This is a genomic window from Rhodoferax sp. ZS1R25 (assembly GCF_056521335.1).
This window is the reverse complement of record NZ_JBWMAZ010000003.1, coordinates 80,845-104,626: the sequence shown is the minus strand read 5'-3', so window position 1 is coordinate 104,626 and position 23,782 is coordinate 80,845. Positions and strand designations below refer to the sequence as shown.

18 protein-coding genes are annotated in these 23,782 nt (G+C 59.2%); 7 read left to right on the top strand and 11 right to left on the bottom strand.

Annotated features, from left to right (window positions below):
• The first annotated feature begins 396 nt into the window (after nucleotides 1-396).
• From AC097R_RS18350 to AC097R_RS18325, 6 genes are all read left to right on the top strand, one after another.
• On the top strand, nucleotides 397-705 hold the full coding sequence (locus AC097R_RS18350) for a hypothetical protein (RefSeq protein ID WP_479599661.1): 309 nt from the start codon (nucleotides 397-399) through the stop codon (nucleotides 703-705).
• 147 nt (nucleotides 706-852) lie between these two features.
• Nucleotides 853-1,734, top strand: a complete 882-nt coding sequence (locus AC097R_RS18345; protein ID WP_479599660.1) for a Tn7 transposase TnsA N-terminal domain-containing protein — start codon at nucleotides 853-855, stop codon at nucleotides 1,732-1,734.
• Between the two features lie 81 nt (nucleotides 1,735-1,815).
• Nucleotides 1,816-3,801, top strand: coding sequence for a hypothetical protein (locus tag AC097R_RS18340; protein WP_479599659.1), 1,986 nt, complete (start codon nucleotides 1,816-1,818; stop codon nucleotides 3,799-3,801).
• Between the two features lie 9 nt (nucleotides 3,802-3,810).
• The gene (locus AC097R_RS18335) at nucleotides 3,811-4,800 is read left to right on the top strand and encodes a TniB family NTP-binding protein (protein ID WP_479599658.1); all 990 of its coding nucleotides are present in this window, start codon (nucleotides 3,811-3,813) and stop codon (nucleotides 4,798-4,800) included.
• The gene (locus AC097R_RS18330; protein ID WP_479599657.1) at nucleotides 4,757-5,707 is read left to right on the top strand and encodes a TniQ family protein; all 951 of its coding nucleotides are present in this window, start codon (nucleotides 4,757-4,759) and stop codon (nucleotides 5,705-5,707) included. The genes AC097R_RS18335 and AC097R_RS18330 overlap by 44 nt, the downstream gene beginning before the upstream one ends.
• Nucleotides 5,695-6,618, top strand: a complete 924-nt coding sequence (locus AC097R_RS18325; protein WP_479599656.1) for a TniQ family protein — start codon at nucleotides 5,695-5,697, stop codon at nucleotides 6,616-6,618. The genes AC097R_RS18330 and AC097R_RS18325 overlap by 13 nt, the downstream gene beginning before the upstream one ends.
• A gap of 73 nt (nucleotides 6,619-6,691) precedes the next feature.
• Here AC097R_RS18325 and AC097R_RS18320 read toward each other — a convergent pair whose 3' ends face one another.
• Both AC097R_RS18320 and AC097R_RS18315 read right to left on the bottom strand, forming a co-directional pair.
• Complete coding sequence (locus tag AC097R_RS18320) at nucleotides 6,692-10,369, bottom strand: SIR2 family protein (protein ID WP_479599655.1); 3,678 nt, start codon at nucleotides 10,367-10,369, stop codon at nucleotides 6,692-6,694.
• 272 nt (nucleotides 10,370-10,641) lie between these two features.
• Entirely contained in the window at nucleotides 10,642-10,932 is a 291-nt protein-coding gene (locus AC097R_RS18315) for a hypothetical protein (RefSeq protein WP_479599654.1), read from the bottom strand.
• Between the two features lie 211 nt (nucleotides 10,933-11,143).
• Between AC097R_RS18315 and AC097R_RS18310 the strand changes: the two genes are divergently transcribed.
• Nucleotides 11,144-12,112, top strand: a complete 969-nt coding sequence (locus AC097R_RS18310; protein WP_479599653.1) for a Bug family tripartite tricarboxylate transporter substrate binding protein — start codon at nucleotides 11,144-11,146, stop codon at nucleotides 12,110-12,112.
• A gap of 15 nt (nucleotides 12,113-12,127) precedes the next feature.
• On the opposite strand, the gene AC097R_RS18305 is transcribed toward AC097R_RS18310, so the two are convergent.
• The 9 genes from AC097R_RS18305 to AC097R_RS18265 all read right to left on the bottom strand — a co-directional run bounded on the left by AC097R_RS18305 (nucleotide 12,128) and on the right by AC097R_RS18265 (nucleotide 23,774).
• Entirely contained in the window at nucleotides 12,128-14,059 is a 1,932-nt protein-coding gene (locus tag AC097R_RS18305) for a YhgE/Pip family protein (protein ID WP_479599652.1), read from the bottom strand.
• Nucleotides 14,060-14,277: 218 nt separating this feature from the next.
• The gene (locus AC097R_RS18300) at nucleotides 14,278-15,405 is read right to left on the bottom strand and encodes an FAD-dependent oxidoreductase (RefSeq protein WP_479599651.1); all 1,128 of its coding nucleotides are present in this window, start codon (nucleotides 15,403-15,405) and stop codon (nucleotides 14,278-14,280) included.
• A 12-nt stretch (nucleotides 15,406-15,417) separates the two neighbouring features.
• The gene (gene selD, locus AC097R_RS18295; RefSeq protein ID WP_479599650.1) at nucleotides 15,418-17,706 is read right to left on the bottom strand and encodes a selenide, water dikinase SelD; all 2,289 of its coding nucleotides are present in this window, start codon (nucleotides 17,704-17,706) and stop codon (nucleotides 15,418-15,420) included.
• A complete protein-coding gene (locus AC097R_RS18290; RefSeq protein WP_479599649.1) occupies nucleotides 17,707-19,890 on the bottom strand; it encodes an FAD-dependent oxidoreductase in 2,184 nt (727 codons plus the stop codon).
• Nucleotides 19,887-20,492 (bottom strand): CDP-alcohol phosphatidyltransferase family protein, encoded by a 606-nt coding sequence (locus AC097R_RS18285; RefSeq protein ID WP_479599648.1) that lies wholly within the window; start codon nucleotides 20,490-20,492, stop codon nucleotides 19,887-19,889. The genes AC097R_RS18290 and AC097R_RS18285 overlap by 4 nt, the downstream gene beginning before the upstream one ends.
• A gap of 8 nt (nucleotides 20,493-20,500) precedes the next feature.
• Nucleotides 20,501-21,007 (bottom strand): TlpA family protein disulfide reductase, encoded by a 507-nt coding sequence (locus tag AC097R_RS18280; protein WP_479599647.1) that lies wholly within the window; start codon nucleotides 21,005-21,007, stop codon nucleotides 20,501-20,503.
• Between the two features lie 80 nt (nucleotides 21,008-21,087).
• Nucleotides 21,088-21,717, bottom strand: coding sequence for an ATP-binding cassette domain-containing protein (locus tag AC097R_RS18275; RefSeq protein WP_479599646.1), 630 nt, complete (start codon nucleotides 21,715-21,717; stop codon nucleotides 21,088-21,090).
• Nucleotides 21,714-22,115, bottom strand: coding sequence for a Rieske (2Fe-2S) protein (locus AC097R_RS18270; protein WP_479599645.1), 402 nt, complete (start codon nucleotides 22,113-22,115; stop codon nucleotides 21,714-21,716). Before AC097R_RS18270 ends, AC097R_RS18275 begins: the two co-directional genes overlap by 4 nt.
• 36 nt (nucleotides 22,116-22,151) lie before the next feature.
• Complete coding sequence (locus tag AC097R_RS18265) at nucleotides 22,152-23,774, bottom strand: ABC transporter permease subunit (protein WP_479599644.1); 1,623 nt, start codon at nucleotides 23,772-23,774, stop codon at nucleotides 22,152-22,154.
• Nucleotides 23,775-23,782 lie beyond the last annotated feature (8 nt).

Genomic DNA, 23,782 nt, shown 5'->3' with positions numbered 1-23,782 from the left:
GCTTGGTATCCTCATCGGGACTGTGCTGGGGATCGCGATCTTGAGCAAGACCGGTAAGCGTTGGGTGATGATCGATCAGAATTTATAACAGTTACAAAAGCACCGGCAAAGTGTAGTTTTATATAGCAATGGGTTCAATTCGAGCCGTTGTAGATGACAGCAGGTATCAATTTCCTGCTTGTGGCGAGGTACGAAGGACCGCACACATATGCAAGTATTCGTGCGGACGTACGTATCGCACTTGATACTGACAAATTGAACAGAAATGTGATCGATTGGATTTAAGTGAATTCAGTTTGCAGAATTGTATATTTGCAAAAAAATTACTTATAAATCAATAACTTACGTAGAAAATATTTATTGCAGAATCGGGAATATCGTTGAATAATCCCGAAAATGAAAGTCGAGACCACTCTAGATCAACCTTCAGTTTCTGGCGCTGAAGAGGAGGTTGGGGCTTTGTCTCTTGAGGCCTTGACCTTCAAGCACCTGTTCGACAAACACGGCCCGATGGTGGCGGTGGACGATGCAATATTTCTACTAGGCTTTAACACCCGTGGCGCTCTTCAAAGGGCAATTAGTCAGGGGCGCCTTCCATTGCGACTAATCCGGCCGCAAGGACGAAAGAAGACCTTTTTAGCAACACAGGCCTTGGCCAAGTACATGGCCGACATATCAAGCGGAGCAGGGGAGGACACCATGTAAAAGCAAACGCCGACACCCCTCGCGAAAGGACTGCCGGCGCTAGCCGATGCGGTCGGAGCCGAATCTCAGGAATCTTGGAGGACACCCTGAGACGAAGTATCCGTCCTGTCATTGGTTGTGTCAACTCGTCCTTTCTTTTCCCAAGTTATGAAAAGCAAGGAATTTGTCATGACGAAAATGTCAAGAGTACGTAAGGTTGTAACCCGCTCTCCCAGCCGCAAGGTCGGTCTGATCAATTGCCGGTGGTTTCAGTCGTCAGCAATCGAGCACGAATCTCAACTAGAGAAGCGCTTCGTGCAAAGCGCAATGCTGTGCCGAGGCATAAAAGAAATCAAAAGCCAGCCTTTCAAATTAAAGCTGAAAACTGGGCAATACACCCCAGATTTTTGGATCGATTTCGGAAATTCCAAGGCAGTCATTGAAGTCAAACCAAGTACTAAGGTGTCGGCATATGTCGAGACGTTCAATGCCGCGTCAAAATATCTGTCCGACAAAGGACTGCTCTTCTATGTTGTGACGCAGAAAGGTATTGACCATGGCCATCTGGCTGTAGTCGCCGCGGAGATTCTTCGGTACGCCAAGGCAGAACTCCCATTGGCAGTAAAGCACATGGTGCTAAAGCAGGTTCCGACTCACGCTGCAATCACACTTTTTGATCTGGAGAAGAAGGCGGAGGTAACCCGGGAAGTCATCTTGCACCTAATTGCAATTCGTTGGCTTCAACTGGATGCAGAGGATTGTGTTGAAGACTATGCAAGGATCCGTCGCCATCACTATTCCCCAGAGCGGGACATACCGGCGTTCGAGCAGCGATTTCAAGTCAAGCCGTGGACACATACAGAGCTGTTGCCTGCTGTGCCTACCAAAATCGAGCGAAAGCGTGGGGCCATTCCCAAACGGCCAAGTCTGCGTCGAAGCTCCTTTCTTCGTGAACCCAGCGATGAGCTTCATGCGAAGGATCGGGACCCCTTGTCGGCTATAGCTGGCGGTCTTCCGCTCGCACCCAAGCAAAACGACAGCGACGCCTGATTTATCCCCAATTGTGATAGTTCCCTCCCAATCGATTGGGAGGGAACTCAATCGCATGTCCAAAACTCAAGGAGATAAACATTGGCAAATATATTTTCGATCGACAAATCGCTCGTCGTTCGATTTGGAAATACCACGTATCAGTTCGTTCGCTATTTGGAAGACCGAAGCAAAGTTCAGTTTGAAAATCAGCTTACGGGGGAATTCAGAGTCTTTGAGCTTCCGCGCTTCTTCTCAATGCTTGACAACGGTGAGCTACAAGTTGTACTGGGAAATGAAGAACCTAATGCGGTCAGTGAAAAGCCGAAAACAAGTCAACGAATATTGGATCTGAATTCGTTACCGGAGCACATTCGCAAGGAGCTTGAGTTTCGGCAGAAGGTCGTCCGTTTTATTAAAAAAAAGAATATACGTAGAGGGCAGCGTACTCGAATCGCCAAGGCATTGACCGAATTCTGGGAACTCCTACGCAATAAAAAGGAGGAATTGAAGCACCGGAAAGTATCCGATTCGACGGTCATGGAATGGCTCCGAAAGTATGAGACTTCGGGGAAGAATCCTGCTTCGTTAATTACGAAGAATCTCGATCGAAAACGACAGTCGAATATCCACCCGCTTGTCGAAGAAGCCATGGAGTGGGCATTGAAGACTTACTACCTCAAGCCGGAGCGCCTATCACTGACCTACGCTCATGAGCGGTTAGAGCGTAAGTTGCAGGACCTAGAGAGCCAGAAGAAGATTTCTGGTGCCCAGGCTAAGGTATCACTGGCGACTTTTCATCGTCGCAAAGATGAGCTTGATCCTTACGCGGTATCTGTCTCGCGATATGGAGCAGAGTATGCCAATCACCAATTCAGAGCCACGTATCGCGGGACAACCGTTCCGCGTGCAATGGCTCGGCTCGAGGTTGATCACACTGTACTCAACTGGATCGTAATTTGCGACCGCACGGGACTTCCTTTGGGAAGGCCCACTCTCACCGTCGTTGTGGATAGCTATTCCGGCTACATCGTGGGACTGTATGTGAGCTTCAATGGACCTGGTTTGACGTCCGTTGTGAATGCCATCAAAAACAGCATTCGGCCTAAGCACGATTTGGCACAGGCGGCTGGGACGTTGAAACCATGGATCTCATGGGGACTCGGCGATTGTTACTTGCTAGACAACGGCATGGAATTCCACTCACGAGCATTTCAATTAATGGCATGGGAGCTCGCGGTCGATCTTGAGTACTGCAGGGTGCGCTTTCCTTGGGTGAAGCCGCATGTCGAAAGATTTTTCCGGGAGTTGGACTTTTTGACTCTGACGAGCGGAAGAGTCTACAAGCCTATACCAAATATGTTGAATCTGGACCCCAGCAAAGAGGCAACCATTACCCTGAGTGCCTTCTGCAAGGGATTGATTATGTTTGCCGTTGACCAGCATGCTTTCACGCCGAACAGCAAGACGTTGGAACTTCCATTCGAGCGCTTCTCTGCAAGTCTTGCGAAAAATCCTCCACCACAAATGTTGGATACCCTGAAAGGTCTGGATTTCATCGCCGCATTGAGCAAGGAGCTTGTGGTGTCAAACGGTGGCGTTGCGTTCTATGGATTGAGCTATGCCGGCTCAGAATTGCGGGAACTGTTGATCTCGGCCGGGGGAAATTTCAAGACGTCGGTGAAATGGAATCCAGACGATCTTGGATGCCTCCATGCCCAGCATAGCCGCACAAATGAATGGGTAACTCTGACATGCACTCGCCCTGACTATGCGAACGGCCTCTCTTGGAACCAGCATCGTCTGGTGCGAGATTTCGCTCGGAAGCAGTTGCAAATGAGCGGAACTGTTGAGCATCTTTTGCTCGCAAAAGAAAGACTGCATGACATCTGGGTTGAGCCCTTGGCACGGAAAAACCGCCCTTTGGAGTTTGAAAGTGCCAAACGCATGGGGCAGCTATGTGCAACGGCGTCTACGTTGCAGACAGCTGATTCACGACAGCCACTTTCACCAAGCAACGTTCTATCTGAAAAAGAGATGGTGTATGTGGAGAGGGAAATTCCTGACTTCGACGCAATTTCCATGTAAGGAATCATAATGGCCAAAGAAACTATTTCATTCAATGAACTGCCAGGCTTTGACGAATTGGATGGTGAGGAGAAAGATATCCAGATTCGACGGATCAAGACCTACAGCAAAGTGGCATTGAAAGCTGGGCAAAAGATAGATGCACTATACGTTCTTCATTCCCAGTTCAAATTGCCGTTGGACTCTTGCGATCGAATATTTCAGATTTCTCGGGAGCTGAAAATCCCACATGGCATGCGTCTGATTGGTGCACCAGGGACTGGAAAAAGCTCTGTATTCAAATATTTCAGAGACTCACTGCCATCATCAACGCTCTTTGCTCCAGGCTGGGGAGCTATTGGTATCCGAGCCTATCAGAGGGCAACTGTTGGACATATGGTCGCCGCACTTTTGCGAGCCTACAAGTACCCTTTCAGTCAAATTTCTGAGAAAAAAGTATATCTGCGTAGAGGGTTGGTGTTTGAATTGGTAAGGCAGAAAGGAACGCGACTGATCTTCATTGATTCGGCACATTACCTTCTCATGCATGGGCAGACAAATAGTATAGAACCTACGGCCAATGATTTCATTGTGGAGCTGATGGATGAAACTGGAGTAGGCGTAGTTTTGGCAGGCAATGAATTGCTTGGGAAAGATGATCTCTTCGATTCCGAGTTGAAGAGTCGCATTGTGGAGCGCAACCAAATGAATAACTTCCCTCCCAATGAGCAATGGGAGGGGTTTCTGAAGTCATTTGTGAAGTCGTGCTCTTGTTTCGATATTTCATTGCTGTTGTCATCTGGCATTCCCAAGATTAGTCATGGCGCGTGTGACGGAAATCCACGCGCTTTCAAAAGACTTCTGACCGAGGCGGTAATGGTTGGTGTGCAGGACGGAGCAACTGCCTTAGAGCAGCGTCATCTGGAGTTGGCATTCACGCGTGTTTATGGGAACGCAGCGTTGCGCATGAATCCTTATGTTCAGTCCTCAACTACCGTTGAATCTCCCCCCGTCCGCTGACGAGTCCGGACTTGGGGCATGTTTGCGAATCGCAACTAAAAACCATGTCAACTTGCACTGGTTAAGACGGACTGCTGGTATTCGAGAATGCGGTGCGTTAGTGTCTCGGGATTCATTTGTGCTGGCTGCAGTCCTGCAGATTAATCCTCAGTGGCTGCATGACCATCTTGTGAATCAGATAGTACGTGGAGGACAGAGGTACTACATGATTCATGGACATCAGATGAGGGCAAGGAATCATTTGAGGCAATTCTCTCCTCAAGTGTGCCCAAAATGCGTTAATCATTTCGGCTATTGCCAGGCGAATTGGGAGTACGCGCTAGTCACCATGTGCCCCATACATGGAGAAATACTGATTGATCGTTGTGAGCGATGCAGGAAACCGCTGCGATGGGATCGACCGAGTGTTGATATTTGCGCTTGCCGATGGCCAATTTCTCCTTCCTCAGACGCACTTTCCGACGCCGAAATGGCGATCGGAGAAATAGTGCAGGCTTGTGGCGAAAGAGAACCGATACGGTCGCTGTTGTCTCGATACGGATTCCCCCAGTTTTTGGAGTCATTGTCCTTAGATGGATTCTTTTCAGTGGTGCATGCCTTTGGGGCCCTTCAAAACCCTATGTCACGTACATCGGCTGGCATAGAGACGCGGGGAATGACAACTCAGTATTGGAGGACGGTCGGCTCACGTGCATACGAACGCCTGCGGGGACTGAATACTGACGTGGCTATGTCTAGATCATCAATCTGTATTCCCATCTTGATGCAAATGTTTCGGAACGGCGTCAATGAGGGCGACCGGAGGATTGCGACTTCCTTGCTGCAAACTATGCCGTCTGCCTGCGTTGGGTTCAAAGCTACTCCAGAGATACTCAAACAAGGAGATCTATTCGAATGGACGAATTAGTTCCAGAGTTCGAGGTAAGGCAATCTAGAAATCCGGAGGTCGAATTTCGGTGGGACAGGCGGCAGGTCCTTGTGGGTGTTCCTATTCCTGAGCTCGCAGAGTCACCGTCATCATGGATCACTCGAGCGGCGCTAGCTCAGGGTGTGTCTGTGAAGGAATTGACGGAAGTTCTTGGTTTTCTACAACTCAAGGACTTTGATTTGGGATTTGTGCGAAACAGAAAAAAGCACTTGGCAGCACGATGTGGAATTCCAGAAGACGCTTTTGATTTGATGTGCACAATGTTTGGCCGTCTGATCAGCATTGACGTGGCGGGGAAAAAATATCTACTCAGTCAGGATGAATTTCCGCGCTACCGTTATTGCGCGCAGTGTCTGGTTGAGCAGAGGGTGAGTTTTTTTCCGATTCAATGGCGATTTAAGGCGTGGCGCTGGTGCCCGATACATGACGTTTTGTTAAATGATCGATGCCCTCACTGTTCCGCAGTGGTGGTCCTTCCCAACGATCAAATTTATGGTGGTGCGCGCAAAGCGGGGATTGCCAAGGTCTGCGACTGCTTCGTTTGCGGAAGAGGTCTCTACAAAGGAGGTTCAACAGGCGATATTGATCTGTCACCCTCCCATTTTGGCCCTGTTGAGAGGATGCTCGTTCGAAATGGGCGGGCTTTGCTTGCTGCTTTATTTCACGGCTATGTCATTCTCGGGCGCAATCAAAGCCCTAGAGATTTACGGAGTCTTACGGCGATTGAAGCAGCAGGTCTGCTGCCTCATGAAGAAATGCATTACGAGAAAAAGAACGGTTCCTACGTGAAATACCGTCATCCGGAGACGCACAAATTGGTTCACATTAACAAGGAGTCTTCCGAGAGTTCAAAAAATACTCCTTGGATATGTGGACTTTTTGATGGATAGTCTCATTGCTGTTCGGCATATGCCAATGTGCTTGAGAAGAATGACTATTCGACTTTTGTAGCAGGTGACTCAGCTAGTCATTTTGTGCAATTGCAAAGCGTACTTCAGGTAACGGATCTCCCTTAGATTCTTGAACGAGACGATGGAGTCCGTGCGCATCAGGATGCAGAATGAGTAGTGCAGAGGCCAATTTCACACACGCCTGTCGTATGCTCGAAGCACTAACGGCATCTCGCCCTTTGGGATCGATATGCGCGTAGTGCGCAGCGTTGAATGCATTCGGTGTAGCCTCCACCAAAGTGGCAACTTGCTCCTCTGTTAACCATTGTGTCTTTAACAACTTCGCAGCTAACGTTATAAGTAACGGCAGGCCGACGGTTCGACCAGATTCGACGATGGCAATCAATCGCGATATCAATCGCCGTAGTTGTGGATCTTCATCTTTCGAAAGTTGGCTCCATTTCTCTATGGCAACGGTTGCATAGGCCACTCTTCCGGCGTCCCGATCCTGCATGAATTTCTGGATGATCTTTTCCACAGTTGATGCAATCCCTTCGTCAATCGGGACGAAATATATGAGTGCAGGGATCACGGAGAAGGCTCCTTCAATCTCATCCACAAAGAGTCTCAGTTTTTTAAACCTCTCAAATGTCTTGTCCTCAATCGGTAGTGCAGGAGTTATCGCGTAAGAAAGCGCCTTGCCGAGGCTGTCAGCAACTTCTCCCCGAGTGTGGATGACTTCATCCAAGAAGTCATCTTTGACTTCTTGGGGACGCCACGCAACCAATTGATCAAATAATATGGAGGCTTGTGCTGACGTTGGAAACATACGTGTCGTCACACTGGAAGCAGCATATGCCATTCCCATATGAACCATTACGATTTGCTCTATTTCTGGGGACGGAAACTGACGCAGCTCCTTCTGCGCATCCATCAAAACTTTGGCGCTGCGCTCGTAGAGGCTCTGCCGAATTAGAAATTCCATGCGAGACTTGTCTTGGGCGGGAAAACACATCAGTACACCAGGGAAAAGATTCGTTGCAGGCAAGTGTTCATAGTCGGGGTTGTTGCCCCAGATTGCAACTGCTAAAGCCGTGCATTCGGCTTGTGTGAGAAACCTATCTTTTTCTACTAAGGGTAACAATCTGACTAATGCATCCGTTCTAGAAGTAGAGTCACTTTTAGCTACGGCCGCTATCAGTTGATGAATACGGGTATCTAGATTGCTATCCACATTTCGTTCACTGGGAGTGTCGACGTGTGGGTTTGGCCAGCGCAATAGAGGGCGATTAACTAATTCATCTTGCAGAGGAAAATTGAGCGTCTCAGTAAGCAAATCACCTTGCTCCGATTCTGGGATGCTACTCAATGAATGACTGAGAAGGTGATCGGTGGCAGCGTGTAGCCAATGATGCTGAGTTTCCGGTTGATGTCCAATTGAAAGTGCTAATAGGAACACTCGCTTGGCTTTTTCGGGGGAGACGCGTACGGTTAGGCGTGACAAGACCTCCATCAATACCCGTAACGCCGAAGGTGCATGACTTTGTTGGTCTTCCGTCCCATGGCTGTTTTTCAGACGCCAGTAGTCGATGGCGGTGACAAGGCGATCGACCAATAGCTCGACACATTCTTTAGGTGCGCACGCCACTCCAATCCGGCTAAAAACTTCCCCTAAAGATCGCGAATCCTCGCTGCTGGCAGCACGAATCGCCAATGTGTAACCCCGAATGCCGGCACCATCGGACATTGCCAGTTTTTCAGCGGACTCGGTAAGTAAAGGAACCCGCAACCAACTGCTACCAGAACGCAATGGAATGCCCGCATTGCCAGTCAATCCTTCGAACAGTAGATATTCCGAGACACCATAGTTGTACGTGCGCGAATTTGTGTTGTCCCTATAGTGACCTTGTCCAAATAGCGGTTCGATTGGGTTTCTGTCTTTGAAGAGCGATGCCTCTCTCTTGTTCGCCATTTCTTCAATCTCGTCAAGCCATACGCGAGGGTCACATTTCCATTTTCGGAAATTTCTCTCCACGAAGTCTGGCAACTCTTCTAGTAATTGATCCCGGCTTCCTCTTTGCGCAGCGTTGAGTAGAAAATGGGCCCAAGTCAAACGGCTAAGTATCGGTATTGAATGGAGATCTCGTCGATGAATTCTGCGCAACTCTCCATATGCAACCGCGATGAGTTCTTGACCCTCATCGAACCGCCCCAACGTCATTAGCAATGCGGCTTGCCGAAGTTTCCAGACGGGATCTTCACCCCTGACTTCTACAATCAAAGCTTCCAAGGCCGCGTAGTCGAAATTGTCCCGTGCAATCAGGCATCGGTAGTACGCGAGTTCCGCTGGACCGTCTGGCAAAGAATGCCCATTTCTTTCCAAAAGGGCCGTCAAAGCTTGTACATATTCCTCCTGAGGCGTTTGGTTGGTATCCTCATTTTCCATAGACCAACGGCTGTTTTTGAGCAAAGTCAGGGCTATCTCCATTCGCTGACGTTTGCTGAGCACACAGGGCTCATTTTCATTGGCTACCTCAAGAAGGAGCTTGACTAACCAGGGTTGGATGTATTCAAAGGTAATGCTGTGTCGCCATGCAATCTCGTAAAGCAGTTTTACTCGTTCGTTGGGGGCAAGCGCGGCAATGTTATTTGGATTGGGTCGTGGGTCAATGATTTGGCCTTGCAGCCTCAATCGAAGTCCCGGTGGGCACACAAGCCACCCAGGGTAGGACTCCCGACTACTTTGCAGGGCAGCCAAGTGCGCCTTTAGTAGTTCAGCGGCATGCGCATGGTCTTTGAATGTGCGCGTGTGATCTTCTGACGTAATTTGTTGCCGCTGAAGGCTCACCGGGCTCCATTCATGTGGACTCGCTTTGGCTTTGCCCGCTTCATGCATCGCTTCCAGAAACATCTGTATCGCTGTTTGATGCCTGAGATCTCGGTCGAGAATATGCTCGACAGCACCCCACAAATCTACCGGCGCAATGTTTATCGACTCCAAATAGACCCGCTGGGGAGCCGATAAATTCAATGCACCGACGAGGTAGATTTTTCGCGCATGACTAGCCAGATGATCTCGTACCCATCCAACCCACTGCAAAAAATTAGGGTCCTCCCCTGAAAATCCCAAAAGACAAAGTTCATTTTCAATAAATGCCTGTCGAGCAAAATTGACGAATGGTGCGAATTTCTCTGGATATGTGCGAAAGTCTTCTTGTGTGGCGATAAAGGTATCTGTAATACCAATCGTTCCGTGAAGTTTGACGATCCTTGGCGATGGCGCCCAAGCCAAGTCCGAAGGACGGGTCACTGGGGTGTAGTAGGGCCCATGAATAGGTTCTGCTGCCCGTTCCAGTAACGTGTCCCAATTTGTAGTCATGACCTCGGACCAAGGTAGCTTCAACAGCGAGTCGTACAGTGCACTCGGTTCCCATGCTTCGTCATTGATCTGTGCGCGGATCTGGTCGTTCAATGCAGCTTGTCCGAAATACGCGCGATATTCCTCTGCCACTCGCAACGGATCCGAAAAACTTACATCTTTCTCGCTTGGATTGAGCTCTGAGAGCAGTTTCTTGCTGAAAGCATTCCACAAGGGCATTCGTCTGTCGTCACCGACATGGCGGGCGGCAGTTCGACTAAACCCAGCACCAATCATGATGGCTGCGCCATGCTGGTTGCTCCCCAGTCTATGCAGTGCAGCTGCCAGCTTCTTTATGGCGGAATAGTCTGGAAGGCTGGTGAACTTATGCATGATTTGTGACAGGAAAGAAAATGCTCTGGATTTTTACTTCTCCGAGTATTAAATGTGATTTCCGGTCAACGTAAGTGCTGGCTCCAAAAGATTCAAAGTTAGCTGAGAAAAATGACCGAAAATCCAGAGTTAAGTGAGAAATGAGTTCAACGTTGAAGTCGAAGTACTCTCGTAACCTATTGATTTTTAATAGGTTCCTATTCAGACTTCATTGAGAATCAACACCATCCGAAGATGGCGTGAGATTCAGCGCAGACGGGATGGTCTGGCGATCAGGCGGCCTGGGTGGCCAGGGCTTCGCGTTCCACCCGGTCGGCCATGGCGTACAGGTCTTGGGCAAAGCCGGGGTCTTTGGCCAGGGCGTCATCGGCCAAGCCACGCAGGTAGTTCACTTCATCCGGAGCCGTAGGCGCCTTGGCTTGCACGGGGGTGCGGGCAGTGGCCGTGTTCCACAGCGCCAGGGCCAGGTGCTGGGCCGATACGCCCAGCGCCCGCAGGGCCTCGCCCACGTTGTGGCGGGGGTCTTGGGCAAAACGGGCGGTTGGCAGGGCGGTGGTGGTCATGGTGGCTTCTCCGGAAGGAACGATGTTGCACTGCAGTATAGGGTAAACCCTAGTGTCTTTCAATCCCTGGGCCTGAATTCCCCTATTTCTGCGGTTGGCACCATCGCCAAGGGTGTGCATGGTCTTGTACTCAGCCACCGGCCTTGCGGCAGAATCGGTGGCCTCCGTGCGGATTGCGCGGCCCTTTCCTGTCTATTCCCTGGAATTCACTATGTTGAAAAAGTTGCTTGCAATGGCTTTGGTTTCCGTGGCGGTGCTGCCCGCTGCATGGGCGCAGGGCAGCTATCCCACCAAACCCATCCGCATGGTGGTGCCTTTTCCTCCGGGCGGCGGCACCGACATCCTGTCGCGCCTGGTGGCCAACAAGCTGACCGAAGCCAACCACTGGACCGTGGTGCCCGACAACCGCGCCGGAGCCGGCGGCACCATCGGCATCACCGAAACCGTGAAGGCCGCCCCCACGGGCTATGACATCGTGATGGGCCAAAAGGACAACCTGGTGGTCGCCCCCTGGCTCTACGGCAACCTGCCCTGGGACCCGACCAAGGACTTGATCGCGGTGGCCCACGTGGCCTACACGCCCGTGGTGATTGCCACCAGCGCCGGTTCCCGCTTCAAGACCCTGGCCGACGTGGTGGCCGCTGCCAAAGCGGCGCCCGACGCCATCACCTACGGCTCACCCGGCAACGGCACCACCATCCATTTGGCGGGGGACCTGTTTGAAAAAGCGGCGGGCATCAAGATCCGCCACATCCCGTACAAGGGCTCCAACCCCGCGCTGATGGATGCGCTGGCGGGCAACATTGACCTGCTGGTGTCGTCGGTTCCGTCGGCCATTGCGCAGATCAAGGCTGGCAAGTTGCGTCCCTTGGCCGTCACCTCGGCTGCGCGCAGCAGCTCGCTGCCCGATGTGCCCACCGTTGCAGAATCGGGTTACAAGGACTTTGATGTGAGCACCTGGTACGGTGTGTTCGTGCCCGCGGGCACGCCGGCCGCCGTGGTCACCACGCTGAACACCGAGATCAACAAGCTGCTGGCCAACCCGGAGGTCAAGGCGGCCATTCAGGCCCAGGGCGCCGAGCCCCTGGCCATGAAAACCGAGCAGTTCTCCAACCTGTTGAAGACCGACTACGCCAAGTGGAAGGGCATCGTGCAGGCCTCTGGTGCCAAGATCGAATAAGGCGACAGGCAGGTCTTACAGGTCTACCGCGGGCCGCATGCTGCCCGCTTTGACATAGCGCCAGCGCCCCAGGTAGGCCGCTACCAGCAAGGCGACGGTGCCTGCGGCCGCGACCAGTACCAGGGGCTGTTGCCAGCTCCCATCGTAGGCGCCGAACATGCTGGCCTTGATGGCCCGCACCACCCAGGTCAGCGGCAACCAGGGGCTGATCTGGGCGAACAGGCCTCCACTCAGCTCCACCGGCAGCACACCACCTGACGAAGACAGCTGCACCGCCAACAGCACCATGGCCAGGGCCTTGCCCGCGTCGCCAAAGGCCTTGGTCAGCAAAAACACCAGCGCCAAAAACGTCATGGCGGCCACCCCCAGCGTGAGGGCAAAGGCCTCAGGTGCCAGCACGCGAATCTTCAGCAGGTACAGCACCGTGGTCCACACCAGCGCGGCCTGCACAAGCACCACGGCCATGGGCAATACCAGCTTGCCCAGCAGCCGTGCCGCGCGGGAGAACCGTTGCGCCTGGCGTGGCAGCGAGCGCACATGGATCAGAAACGCCGCAATGCCGGCGCCCAGCCAGAGCGACGCGGGGATGATGTTGGCGGCAAAGCCGCTGCCACTGTTTTGCACCTGGGCTTCCACCTCCATCACGGGCTGCACCGAGTTGGCCAGGCCTTCGGCACTGCCCTCGGGTGTCTCGATGGTGGTGGGCAGGGAGTTGGCTAGCAGCTCCAGCCCGCCATGCAGGGTCTGGCTGCCTGACTTCACTTTTAGCAAGCCCTCCGCCAGCGCATTGCTGCCGCTGGCCACAGCGCTCGCGCCCGTTCCCAGCTCGTCCAGCTGGCCATCCTCCGGCAGCTTGGACACCGCAGTGCGTATGCCCCCGGTGAGGGCCCGCACGCCATTGGTCAGCGTGCCCACGCCAGCGCTGAGGCGGCTGGCCCCTTCGCTCAGTTTTTGCTGTGCTTCGGCCGCGGATTTCAGGCCGTCGTCCAGTTGCGTCAGGCCACTCGACAACTGGCCAATGTTTTCCTTGACCTTGGTGGGCACCAGCATGCTGTTATTGGCCTCTTCCTTGAAGCCATTCACGCCTTCCTGGATTTTCTGGGCGCCGTACTGCAGTGCCTCCATGCCTTGGCCCAACTCCACATGGCCTTCGGCCAGGGCATCGGCCCCGCTCTTGAGGCGGTTGAGTTCGGAGTTCGGCGGGCGGCGTGCGTCCATGGTGCGCAGGCCGGCGCCCAGCTGCTTGACCCCGCTGGTGAGCAGGCCCACGCCATCGCTGACGCGGCTGGCGCCATTGGTCAGCGTCTTGGCGGCGGTGGCGGTTTGCGTGGTGCCTGTGCTGAGTTCCTGGGCCCCCACCTGCAGCTGGTGCACGCCCGCGCGCAGCTGCGACACGCTGCGCTGCGAGCCCGCAGCGTTGGTCAGCACCAGTGCCCAGCGGCGCTCGTTCAGGCTTTCGTTGACCTCGTGCCCCAGCTCGGTGGCAAACTGCCGTGCGATCGACGCAGCCTCGTAGTTGTTGCCCTCGGACGCGTAGATCACCAGCTTGCCGCCACCGGGCTGTGCGCCCGGAATGGCGTTGGAGCTGAAATCGCGCGGAATGATGAGCGCAAACGCCAGCTTGCCCTGGCGCACGCGCTGGCGGGCCTCCTCGGCGTCGTGGTAATCCACATAGCCGAACCGGGCCGAGTGCTTGAGTTTGGACACCACCTGCCAGCCCACGTTGAATACTTGGTCGCGGTACTCCACCCCGTCATCCAGGTTAACCAGCGCCACCGGCAGTGCGCCCGTGTTGGCCGAGGGGTCCCACACGCTGGAGAGGTAGATCACCGCGTACAGCGCCGGCAGCAGCGCCACCGCCACAGTGGCCAGCATCAGCTTGGGGTAGCGTAGAAAAGCCTGTGCCTCATTGCGCACCACATAGGCAATTTGGTGAAAAAACGTCATGGGGTGTCGCCGGGTTGGGCGCGGCCGAGCACACCAGCCAAACAGCCCAATGCGATCAGGCACAAGGAATACAAAAAATTCATGGCTGCTGCGGTAGGGGGTTGGTAGCAACAACGGTGTTGCGGTCTGCGCCTTTGCAAACCATTGTCGCTCAGCCGCAGCCCCTGTGTGGGCCAGCGCACCAAAGCAGTGTTACCAACCGGTTACTAAGCAAACGCTCAGGAACTGCCTTGCAGGTAGCGTGCCACAAAGCGCCGGTCGGCCCACTCTTTGAGCCAGCCAATGGGCCGGCCCTGGGCGCTGTACGTGCCCCAGCTGGCCACCGCCTGGTGGGCACCGCCAAACATCAGCTGCAACGCCTGCGAGGCGTGGCGCGGCGTGTGCAAATGTTTGCCGGTGGTGGCCGCTGGCAGGTTGTGCGCCAAGGCCAAGCTGCCGTCGGTCACCGAAAACACCTGTGGGTGGCTGGTGCTGCGCTGGTAGGCATCAGTGGCAATCTGGCCATGGGCATCCAGCGCCAGCGCACTGCGGGCCAGCCAGGCCGGGGTTTGCCCTTCGATGGCCAGAAGCGGCACATCGCAGGCCAGACGCGCACCGCAGCCCAGCTTGATTTCATCCGCTTTCAGGCTGACAGCGGTGTCATGCAGCACGGTGATGCGCTGGGTTTTCATGGCGGCAATCAGCCGCAACTCGGTGGGGCTGGGCACCCGGCCATCTGCGGGCTGCGGGGGGGCGACCAGCGTCACGGCGCTGTCGGTCAGGCGCTGGCGCACCGCCAGGGCCAGCTCCATGGCGGCCGTGCCGCCGCCGACCACTGCCACCCGCAGCGCGCGGGCCTGGCCCAGCTCGCACACGCGGGGCCACAGGGCGGCAAAGGTTTCCATGGGGTGCACAAACAGGCCGTGCTCGCGCGCGCCGGGGATGTCGCGCTCGATCTGTTCGCGGTTTTGCACCGGGCCGGTGTTGACCGACAGCCAGTCGTAGTGCTGGCGGCTGCCGTCGTCGAGTTCCAAGGTCTGGGTTACCGCGTCCAGCGCACGCACAGTGCGGGGCAGCCAGCGGATGCCGGCACGCCGCACCAGCGGTTCCAGCGGAATGGCGCATTCGTCCAGCGCGTATCGGCCGGCCACAAAGCCAGGCAGCATGCCGGGGTAGATGCTGCGCGGGTAGGGCGCCACCAGGATGATGCGCATCTCGGCCAGCGGCTTGGCCGCCAGGCTGGAGAGCAGCTGCAGATTCGCCATGCCACCGCCCAGCAGCACCAGCTGCCGCGGCTGGTAGCCGTGGGCGTCGGTGCCATGGGCCGAATCGGCATGGTCTTTGAGATGCGCAGCCAGAGCGTTCATGGCGCTATTGTTTCATGAGTGGGCCGCCAGCACCACCGGTGCCAGGGCATCGCCTTGGGGGGCCACATGGCCGATGGCGCAGGCCTGTGCATAGCCCTGGGCCCGCAGCGCGGCCACGCAGGCGCTGGCCTGGGCCGCTGGAACGCTGGCCAGCAGGCCGCCGGCGGTTTGTGGGTCAAACAGCAGCGGGTAGCGCGGGTGGTTCACCCAGCGTTCTTGGTCCCGCAGCGCGCGCCGCAGCCGCACATTGGCGCTCTGTAGGGAGCTGACGATGCCCTTGGCCACGCAGTCCTGTGCACCGTCCAGCAGTGGCAGTGCATCGAGGTTCAGGTGCGCATCCACGCCGCTAGGGCGGGTCATTTCCACCAGGTGGCCCAACAAGCCAAAGCCGGTCACATCGGTGCAGGCCGTGGCACCGTGGGCGTGCAGCGTGAGTGCGGCCTGTTGGTTGCTCTGCACCATGTGGGCCAGGGCCGCCTGCACCCAACGGCCCTTGGCTTGCAACTGCGCATGGGCGGCCATCAGCGTGCCCGTGCCCAGCGGCTTGGTCAATATCAACACGTCGCCCAGTTGCATGCCGCCCTTGCGCAGCACCGTGGGCAGGCTGCCGTCAGGGGCCACGTCCACCAAGCCGTTCACCGCAAAGCCCAGCGCCAGCTCGGCGCCTTCGCCCGTGTGGCCGCCCACCAGCGTGCAGCCGGCGGCGTTCAGTACCTCGACCGCCCCCGCCATCATCTGGCGCAACGTGGCTTCCACCTGGCGCTCCAGGCCGGGCGGCACGGTGGCCACAGCCGTGGCCGTGTGGGGCCGGGCCCCCATGGCAAACAGGTCGCCCAGCGCGTGGTTGGCGGCAATCTTGCCGAACAAATAGGGGTCGTCCACGAAGGCGCGGAAGAAGTCCACGCTGTGCACCAACGCCTGGCCTGGCGGCACGCGCACCACCGCCGCATCGTCGGGCGCATGCAGGCCAATCAGCACGTCGGCATTCGCCGCAGGCTGCAAACCGCTGAGCGCTTGCGACAGCACCGTGGCGCCCACCTTGGCCCCGCAACCGCCGCAGCGCATGGCGATGGCCGAGATAGCCTGCTGTGATTCCTCGGCGCTCAGGGGCAGAGCCTGCGAGGGTGCGGGGGCCATGCCAGGGCGGGGCTGGTAGTCGTTGAAGCGGCGCATGAAGCGCTGGTCAATCTGGTCCTTCCAGCGCCAGACCCAGCGGCCCGCAAAGCCCAGCGTGCCACGCGAGGCCACGGCGTACTGGTCGCCGGTGCTGATGAGCGCCAGCCAGCGGCGCTGTGGGTGGTAGGGCTGCAGCGGCTGGCCCTGCACCGCACGCGCCAGGTTCTTGGCTAGCGGCATGCCCATGCGCACGGCAAATACGCCGGCCTTCTCCAGCGCATGCGGCAGGCTGGCCACATCGCCCGCGGCAAACACCCGGGGGTCGGTGGGGGACTGCAGGCGGTCGTTGACCTGCACAAAACCCTGCGCGTCCAGCGCCAGGTCGGTGCCGCGCAGCCAGGTCGCACCCACGGCGCGCGTGACCCAGACCACCTCGTCGGCCTCAAACCACGCGCCATCAGCGGTGCGCAGGCGGCCGGTCTCCACCTCGGCCACGGCGGCATGCGCGTGCACCTGCACGCCGCGCTGCGCCAGCACCTGGGCAAAGCGGCGCTGCACGCCCGCGTTGTGCGTGGGCAGCAGGCTTTCAGCGCTGAAGAGGTGGAAGGTGAGGGCGTCCGGGTCGTGGCCCAGGGCCTGCAATTCTTGGCGCAGACGGTAGTGCAGCGCCAGGCACAGCTCCACACCGCCTGCGCCGCCGCCGACCACGGCAATCGTGGTGCGGCCCGCGTGGTCGCGTACGCGGGCTAGCAGCGCCAGCCAGCGTTCGTTGAACTGGTGGATCGGTTTGACCGGCACCACATGCTGCTCCGCGCCCGGCACGGTGTGCGTTTGCGGAGTGGAACCGGTGTTGATGGACACCACGTCGTAGGCCATGTCGGGGCGGCCGCGCAGCTGCACGGTGCGGGCGTCGCGGTTCAGCCCGGTCACTTCGGCCTGGATGAAGCGTGCGCCCACGGCGGCGCACAGGCGGCACAGGTCGATGTGCACCGCGTCGTAGCTGTAGTGGCCTGCAATGTAGCCGGGCAGCATGCCCGAGTAGGGCGTGTGCGCGTCGGTGCAGATGAGGGTGATGCGCACGCCGGGCAGCGGGTGCATGCCGAAGTGGCGCAGAGCGACCACATGGCTGTGGCCACCGCCGACCAAGACGATGTCACGGCTGATGGGAGTTGTCGGCGTTTGCACCTAGCCGCGTCTCCAGTCGTGGAAGCGGCGCACCCAGGCCAGCAGGCGCTCTGGCTGGTGGGCACGCTTCCATTCGCCGGCCGCGTATTTGTTGGCCTCGGAGAATGTAGGGTAGGTGTGGATGGTGCCCAAAATCTTGTTGAGCCCCAGGCCGTGCTTCATGGCCAGCACGTACTCGGCCAACAGTTCGGCAGCGTGGCTGCCCACAATGGTCACGCCCAATATGGTGTCTTTGCCGGGTACGGTCAGCACCTTCACCCAGCCTTGCACTTCGCTGTCGCAGATCGCGCGGTCCAGGTCGTCGAGGTGGTACTGCGTCACTTCGTAGGCCACGCCCTGTGCGGTGGCGTCCTGCGCGTTCAGGCCCACGCTGGCTACTTCGGGCGCGATGAAGGTGGCGCGCGGGATCACGCGGTAGTCAGCCTTGAACATTTTGAAATCACCAAACAGCGCGTTCACCGCCGCATACCAGGCCTGGTGCGATGCGGTGTGGGTGAACTGGTAGGGGCCGGCCACATCGCCTGCGGCATAGATGCTGGGGTAAATGGTCTGCAGGTACTCGTTGGTCTGCACGGTCTTGTCGGTGGGGATGCCCAACTCTTCCAGGCCATAGCCGCTCAGGCGCGCGCTGCGGCCCACGGCACACAGCAGCTCGTCAAACGCAATGCGCAGCTCTGTGCCACCGTGCTCCACCACCAGCACCTTCTCGCCCTCCGCCTGCTCACAGCGCAGGGCCCGGTGGCCGGTCAGCACCCGCACACCATCGGCCTGCAGGGCCTGGGTGGCCATCGCGGCCACGTCATCGTCTTCGCGCAACAGCAGGCGCGCCGCCATCTCTACCTGGGTGACCTGCGCCCCCAGGCGCGCAAAGGCCTGCGCCAGCTCACAGCCAATCGGGCCACCACCCAGCACCACCAGGCGGCGGGGGATCGCGTCCAGCTGGGCAAAGCGTTCCCACAGCGTGTCGCTGGTCACATAGCCCACGTCTTCCAGCCCAGGCAGCGGCGGCACCACGGGCCGGGCGCCCGCGGCAATCACGATGCTGCGCGTGGTCAGCACCTGCATACTGCCGTCGTTGAGTGCAATCTCCACGGTCCAGGGGTTGACGATCTTGGCGTAGCCCTGCAACACCTCCACGCCCAGCGCGGTGTAGCGCTCCGCGCTGTCGTGCGGTGCAATGGCGGCAATCACCGCCTGCACGCGTTGCATCACAGTTTTGAATGAAAACGGTGCCTGGCCCCCGTCGCTATTGTGCGAGGTGCTATGTAAACCATAGCGTTCTGCGTGCCGCATCTGGTGCGCCAGGGTGGCGCTTTTGATCAGGGCCTTGCTGGGCACACAGCCAAAGTTCAGGCAGTCGCCACCCATTCGCTGTGCTTCCACCAACGTCACCCGGGCCTTGACGGCGGCGGCAATGTAGGCCGACACCAGCCCGCCCGCGCCGCCGCCGATGACGATGAGGTTGCGGTCAAAGGTCTTGGGCCGTACGGCGTTCCAGCGCGCGTAGACCTTGCGTTTTTGCAGGGCGGTCATCACCGCCTTCGCCACCAGCGGGAACAGGCCCAAGAGCACGAACGCCCCCAGGATGCCGGGGCTGGCAATGTCGCGCAGCGACTGGATGCTGGCCAGCTGCGTGCCCGCGTTCACGTAGACCGCGGTACCTGCCAGCATGCCTAGCTGGCTGACCCAGTAAAAGGTCCAGGGTCGCAGGGTGGTCAGGCCCATGAGCAGGTTGATCACAAAAAATGGCACCACCGGAATGAGCCGCAGGCTGAACAGGTAGAGCGCACCGTCGCGCGCCACGCCCTGGTTGATGTCCGTCAGCCGCTTGCCAAAGCGCACCTGCACCGCGTCGCGCAGCACAAAGCGGGCGGCCAGAAACGACACCGTGGCGCCGATGCTGGACGCAAACGACACCAGCAGCAGCCCCCAGCCCAGGCCAAACACGCCGCCCCCGGCCAGCGTGAGCACGGCCGCCCCCGGCAGCGACAGCGAGGCCACCGCCACGTACACCGCAAAGTAGGCGGCCCGCGCGCCCCAGCGGTGGTCGGCATAAAAGCCTTCCAGCGCGGTGTGACTCTGTTGCAGGGCGTCCAGGCTCAGGTATTGGCCCAGTCCCAGCGCAAAGAAGGCGGCCACCAGCGCCGCAAACCCCAGCAGCAAAAGCCATTGGCTGCGCTTCACTGAAACGCTTCCCAGCCCCACCAGATGCGGGTGACGATGGTGGCGGCGCACAGGCCCGCGAAGAGGTAGGCCAGGAGTGCGAAGTGTGCGGGCCACAGGCACATGGCCACAAAGAAGGCGATGGTCTCGGTGGCCTCGGTCAGGCCGCCCAGAAAGTAAAACGATTTGCCGGGCGTGGCCAGGTCTTGCACACCGCGCTTGGCGGCCAGCGCCGCAAACGCCAGAAAGCTGGACCCCGTGCCGATGAAGGTGGCCAGCAGCACCGCCGCGGCCAGCGCGTTGTCTGTGGGGTTGGCCAGCGCAAAGCCCAGCGGAATGGCGGCGTAAAACAGAAAGTCCAGCGTGATATCCAGAAAGCCCCCGGCGTCGGTGGTCTGCGTCTCGCGCGCCACGGCGCCGTCCAGTCCATCGCAGATTCTTGAGGCTAATAGGGCTATAGCCCCCGTGGAATATGCGCCAGTAGCTATCAAAAACGCAGCAAACAGGCCAATGCCAAACCCCGCCAGTGTGACCGCATTGGCGCCCACGCCGGCCCGCACCAAGACGCGGGCAACCACTTGCAGGGGCGGGCGAACCAGGGTGGTGAGGTAGCGGTCGAGCATGGGGGCTCCTAGGGCAGCATTTCGGCCACGCCGTCCCACACCTCAGGGGCCAGCCGACCTTCGAAGCGTGAGATGACTTTGCCCTGCGGATTGACCAACAGGGTCACGGGCAGGCGGGCGGCGGGCGGCGTGTCGGCGCGTTGGTGCACGCTGATCCAGCCACTGCCGGGCATTTGGGTTTGGCCGACGGCGGCTTCGTAGGCCAGCCAGTCTTCGGTCTTGCGGTCCACATTCACGCTGACCAGCGCAAACGGTTTGCTCTGCCAGCCGCGCAGATTGGCCCGCAGCTCGGGCAGGCTGTCGCGGCACACGGGGCAACTGGTAGACCAGATGAAGACCACGGCCACCTTGTTGCGGATGGCTGCGGTCTGGAAGGCCTGGCCCTTGGTGTCGCTGGCGCTGAGCTGCAGGGCGCTGCCGGGTAGCACGGTGGTGGGCGAGGGCTGCTGCGCTTGCACGCTGGCGCCCAGGCAGAAAAACACCAGGGTGGCGAGCCGTAGCAGGGGGAGTGTCATGGTGGGAAGTCTAAGGTGGATGGAGGGGGCACACACCTTGGTCGCATCCGGGGCCGAATTCTTACGCGATTCGCCGGCGTTCAGACGGACCTGAGCTGGGTGCCCCGCGCCTGGTCGGCTACATCGGCCGCGTCGTGCGTGACCAGCAGTGCCGGAATCTGGCGGGCCTGCACCAAGCCAAACACCAACGTGCGCATGCGGCCGCGCAGTGCAGCATCCAGCTTGGAAAACGGTTCGTCCAGTAGCAACGCCCGGGGCTGGGCCAGCAGGGCGCGCGCCAGCGCCACACGGGCGCGCTGGCCGCCCGACAGCGTGGCGGGGTTGGCGTGCAGCGCGGGCGCCATCTCCACATCGGCCAGGGCTGCCACTACGGCGGCTTCGCGCGGGGGCTGCTGGCCGGCGGGTACGGCAAACAGCAGGTTCTCGCGCACTGTCATGTGGGCGAACAGCAGGTCTTCCTGGAACAGAATGCCCACGCGCCGCGCCTGGGTCGGCAGGGTATCGATGCGCTGACCGTGCAGGGTGACCTCGGCCTCGCACTGCATGCCGGCGTCCAGCGTGCCGCACACCGCGGCCAGTACGCTGCTTTTGCCCGAACCGCTCTCGCCCATCAGCGTGTGCACGGTGCCCGGGGCAATGTGCAGTTGCAGGCCTTGTACCAGTGTGGCGCTGGGTGTGGCCAGGCGCCTGATATGGATGTGCAGGCTCATGGTGCGGGCTCGTCGCCGGCCATGCAGATGTTGCCTTGCGCATCCAGCTGCACCGCAATGGCTGGCAGGGCCTCGCCCACGCAGTCGCCGGATTCGCAGACGCCGTCGCTCCAGCGGTAGCGCGCATAGTGCACATTGCAGCTGATGCTGGTGTGGGGCTGGAAGATCAGCAGGTCCTGCCGCGCTGCCAGTGGAACGCCAAAGTGGGCGCAGCGGTTTTCATAGGCCCGCACCGTATCGCCACTGCGCAGCAGCAGGTAGCGAAAGGGTTTGTGGGCCAGCGCGTCGGGTGCGGGCAACTCTCCCATGGTGGCGCTGCCGTCGGCCAGTGCGTCCAGCCGGCCCAGCACGGTGCCCGCGGCGGGTGTGTGGTGCGCGAGGGGCGGTGGAGTGTCCATGGCGCAATGGTATCGGGTGGTGGTGGGCGCTGCGCCTCAGAACCTGCGTGCGCGCCCCAGCCGCGCGGCCAGCGCAAACACCAGCACCGGCAGCAACCACTGCAACCAGGCATAGGCCGCCGTCAACGAACGCTGGCCGCCAGCGGCCAGGTTCACAGCCTCGGTGGTCACCGTGGCAAAGCGGCCCGCGCCCACGTAGAGCGTGGGCAGGTACTGCGCCACGCTGACGGCAAAGCCAATGGCTGCGCTGGCCGCCAGCGCGCTGCGCAGGAGGGGCCACTTCACACGCAGCAGAAAGTGCCAGCGCCCATGGCCTAGCGTGGCGGCTACATGGCGCAGCCGACTATCAAAGCTCTGGTAGGGCCCCTGCAGCGCAATCAGCACATAGGGCAGGCAGGCCAGCGTGTGCGCCAGCCACAGCCCCGTGCCCGTGGTGTCCAAATCCCACGCCAGGCTGAGCCGGTGCAGGCCCACCACCCAGAGCACAGCGGGCAGCACCAGCGGCAGCATCAGCAAGGGGCGCGCGCGCTGGTGCCAGTGCGCCGGCGCCCACTCCAGCCAAGCCACGGCCCATAGCAGCGCCGCGCCGCTGCTGGCCAGCGCCAGCCATACCGTGGTCCACAGCGTGGCGCTGCTGCGCAGCACATTGCGCCACGCCGCCCACGTCCAGGCGTCGGGCAGCAGTTGGGGGAAAGGCCAATTGCCAACCACGCTGCCCAGCAGCAGTGCCAGCATCACCGCGCCATAGGCGAGCAGCAGCACAGCCAATACCCCGGGCGTGCGTCCTTGGTTCTGCGCCTTTGCGGGCCATCGTGGGGCACCGCGTGTCCACCCCTGGCGCCACTGCGGCGCGCGGTGCAGGCCCCAGGCCAGTGCCGCGCACACCGCCAGCACGGCGGCCAGCAGCCAGGCCGCGGCGGCGCCCTGGGCATTCGTAGCGGAGTCTGCGTCTTGCAGCCACTGCCACGCCAGCACCGCCAGCGTGGGGGGCGAGGTGGGGCCGATAAGCAGTGCCACGTCCACCACTGTCAGGCTGTAAGCCAGTACCGCCAGCAGCGGCGCGGCCAGGCGCGGCAGTAGCTGCGGCCAGCCCACGCGCCACCAGGCGGCACGCGCGCTGTATCCCAGCGTGTGGGCCAGGCGCAGCTCCTGCTGCAGGCGGCGGGCCACGTCGGGGCGCTGCAGGTGGGCCAGCGCGGCCCACAGCAAAAATGGAATCTCTTTGCACACCAACGCGGCGATCAGGCCCAGGCCCCAGGGGTCTTGCGTGGTGGGCCAGGGTGGGGGCACATGCAGGCCGGTAGCCCAGGGCGACACAATGCGCAACACCCAGCCACTGGGCGCCAACAGCGCCAGCAAACCAATGGCAAAGGCCGCGTGCGGCACCGCCAGCAGGGGAGACAGGAAACGGGTGAGTCGGTTGGTCTGTGCCGTGGTGTGCAGCCGGCCCACCGTGCCTGCCAGGGCCCATGCCGTGGCGGTGGCAGCCAGCAGCGTGGCGGCCAGGCCGGTCCACAGGCTCATGGCCAGGGCACGCACGACCTGGGGCTCGTGGGCCAAGGTGGCCCAGGCCACGCTATCGCCCGCGGCGGAAACGGCCTCCCACAGGCTCCAGGCCAATGGCACTGCCACCGTGAGCAGCAGTGCAATCGGCGCCATGCGGGGCT

Bases quoted from the DNA above. Each gene is read 5' to 3' on its own strand.
- AC097R_RS18320 (WP_479599655.1), bottom strand. From the start codon at position 10,369: ATGCATAAGTTCACCAGCCTTCCAGACTATTCCGCCATAAAGAAGCTG.
- AC097R_RS18315 (WP_479599654.1), bottom strand. From the start codon at position 10,932: ATGACCACCACCGCCCTGCCAACCGCCCGTTTTGCCCAAGACCCCCGC.
- AC097R_RS18280 (WP_479599647.1), bottom strand. From the start codon at position 21,007: ATGACACTCCCCCTGCTACGGCTCGCCACCCTGGTGTTTTTCTGCCTG.
- AC097R_RS18275 (WP_479599646.1), bottom strand. From the start codon at position 21,717: ATGAGCCTGCACATCCATATCAGGCGCCTGGCCACACCCAGCGCCACA.
- AC097R_RS18305 (WP_479599652.1), bottom strand. From the start codon at position 14,059: ATGACGTTTTTTCACCAAATTGCCTATGTGGTGCGCAATGAGGCACAG.
- AC097R_RS18350 (WP_479599661.1), top strand. From the start codon at position 397: ATGAAAGTCGAGACCACTCTAGATCAACCTTCAGTTTCTGGCGCTGAA.
- AC097R_RS18330 (WP_479599657.1), top strand. From the start codon at position 4,757: ATGTTCAGTCCTCAACTACCGTTGAATCTCCCCCCGTCCGCTGACGAG.
- AC097R_RS18310 (WP_479599653.1), top strand. From the start codon at position 11,144: ATGTTGAAAAAGTTGCTTGCAATGGCTTTGGTTTCCGTGGCGGTGCTG.
- AC097R_RS18345 (WP_479599660.1), top strand. From the start codon at position 853: ATGAAAAGCAAGGAATTTGTCATGACGAAAATGTCAAGAGTACGTAAG.
- AC097R_RS18325 (WP_479599656.1), top strand. From the start codon at position 5,695: ATGGACGAATTAGTTCCAGAGTTCGAGGTAAGGCAATCTAGAAATCCG.
- AC097R_RS18335 (WP_479599658.1), top strand. From the start codon at position 3,811: ATGGCCAAAGAAACTATTTCATTCAATGAACTGCCAGGCTTTGACGAA.
- AC097R_RS18300 (WP_479599651.1), bottom strand. From the start codon at position 15,405: ATGAACGCTCTGGCTGCGCATCTCAAAGACCATGCCGATTCGGCCCAT.
- AC097R_RS18265 (WP_479599644.1), bottom strand. From the start codon at position 23,774: ATGGCGCCGATTGCACTGCTGCTCACGGTGGCAGTGCCATTGGCCTGG.
- AC097R_RS18270 (WP_479599645.1), bottom strand. From the start codon at position 22,115: ATGGACACTCCACCGCCCCTCGCGCACCACACACCCGCCGCGGGCACC.
- AC097R_RS18285 (WP_479599648.1), bottom strand. From the start codon at position 20,492: ATGCTCGACCGCTACCTCACCACCCTGGTTCGCCCGCCCCTGCAAGTG.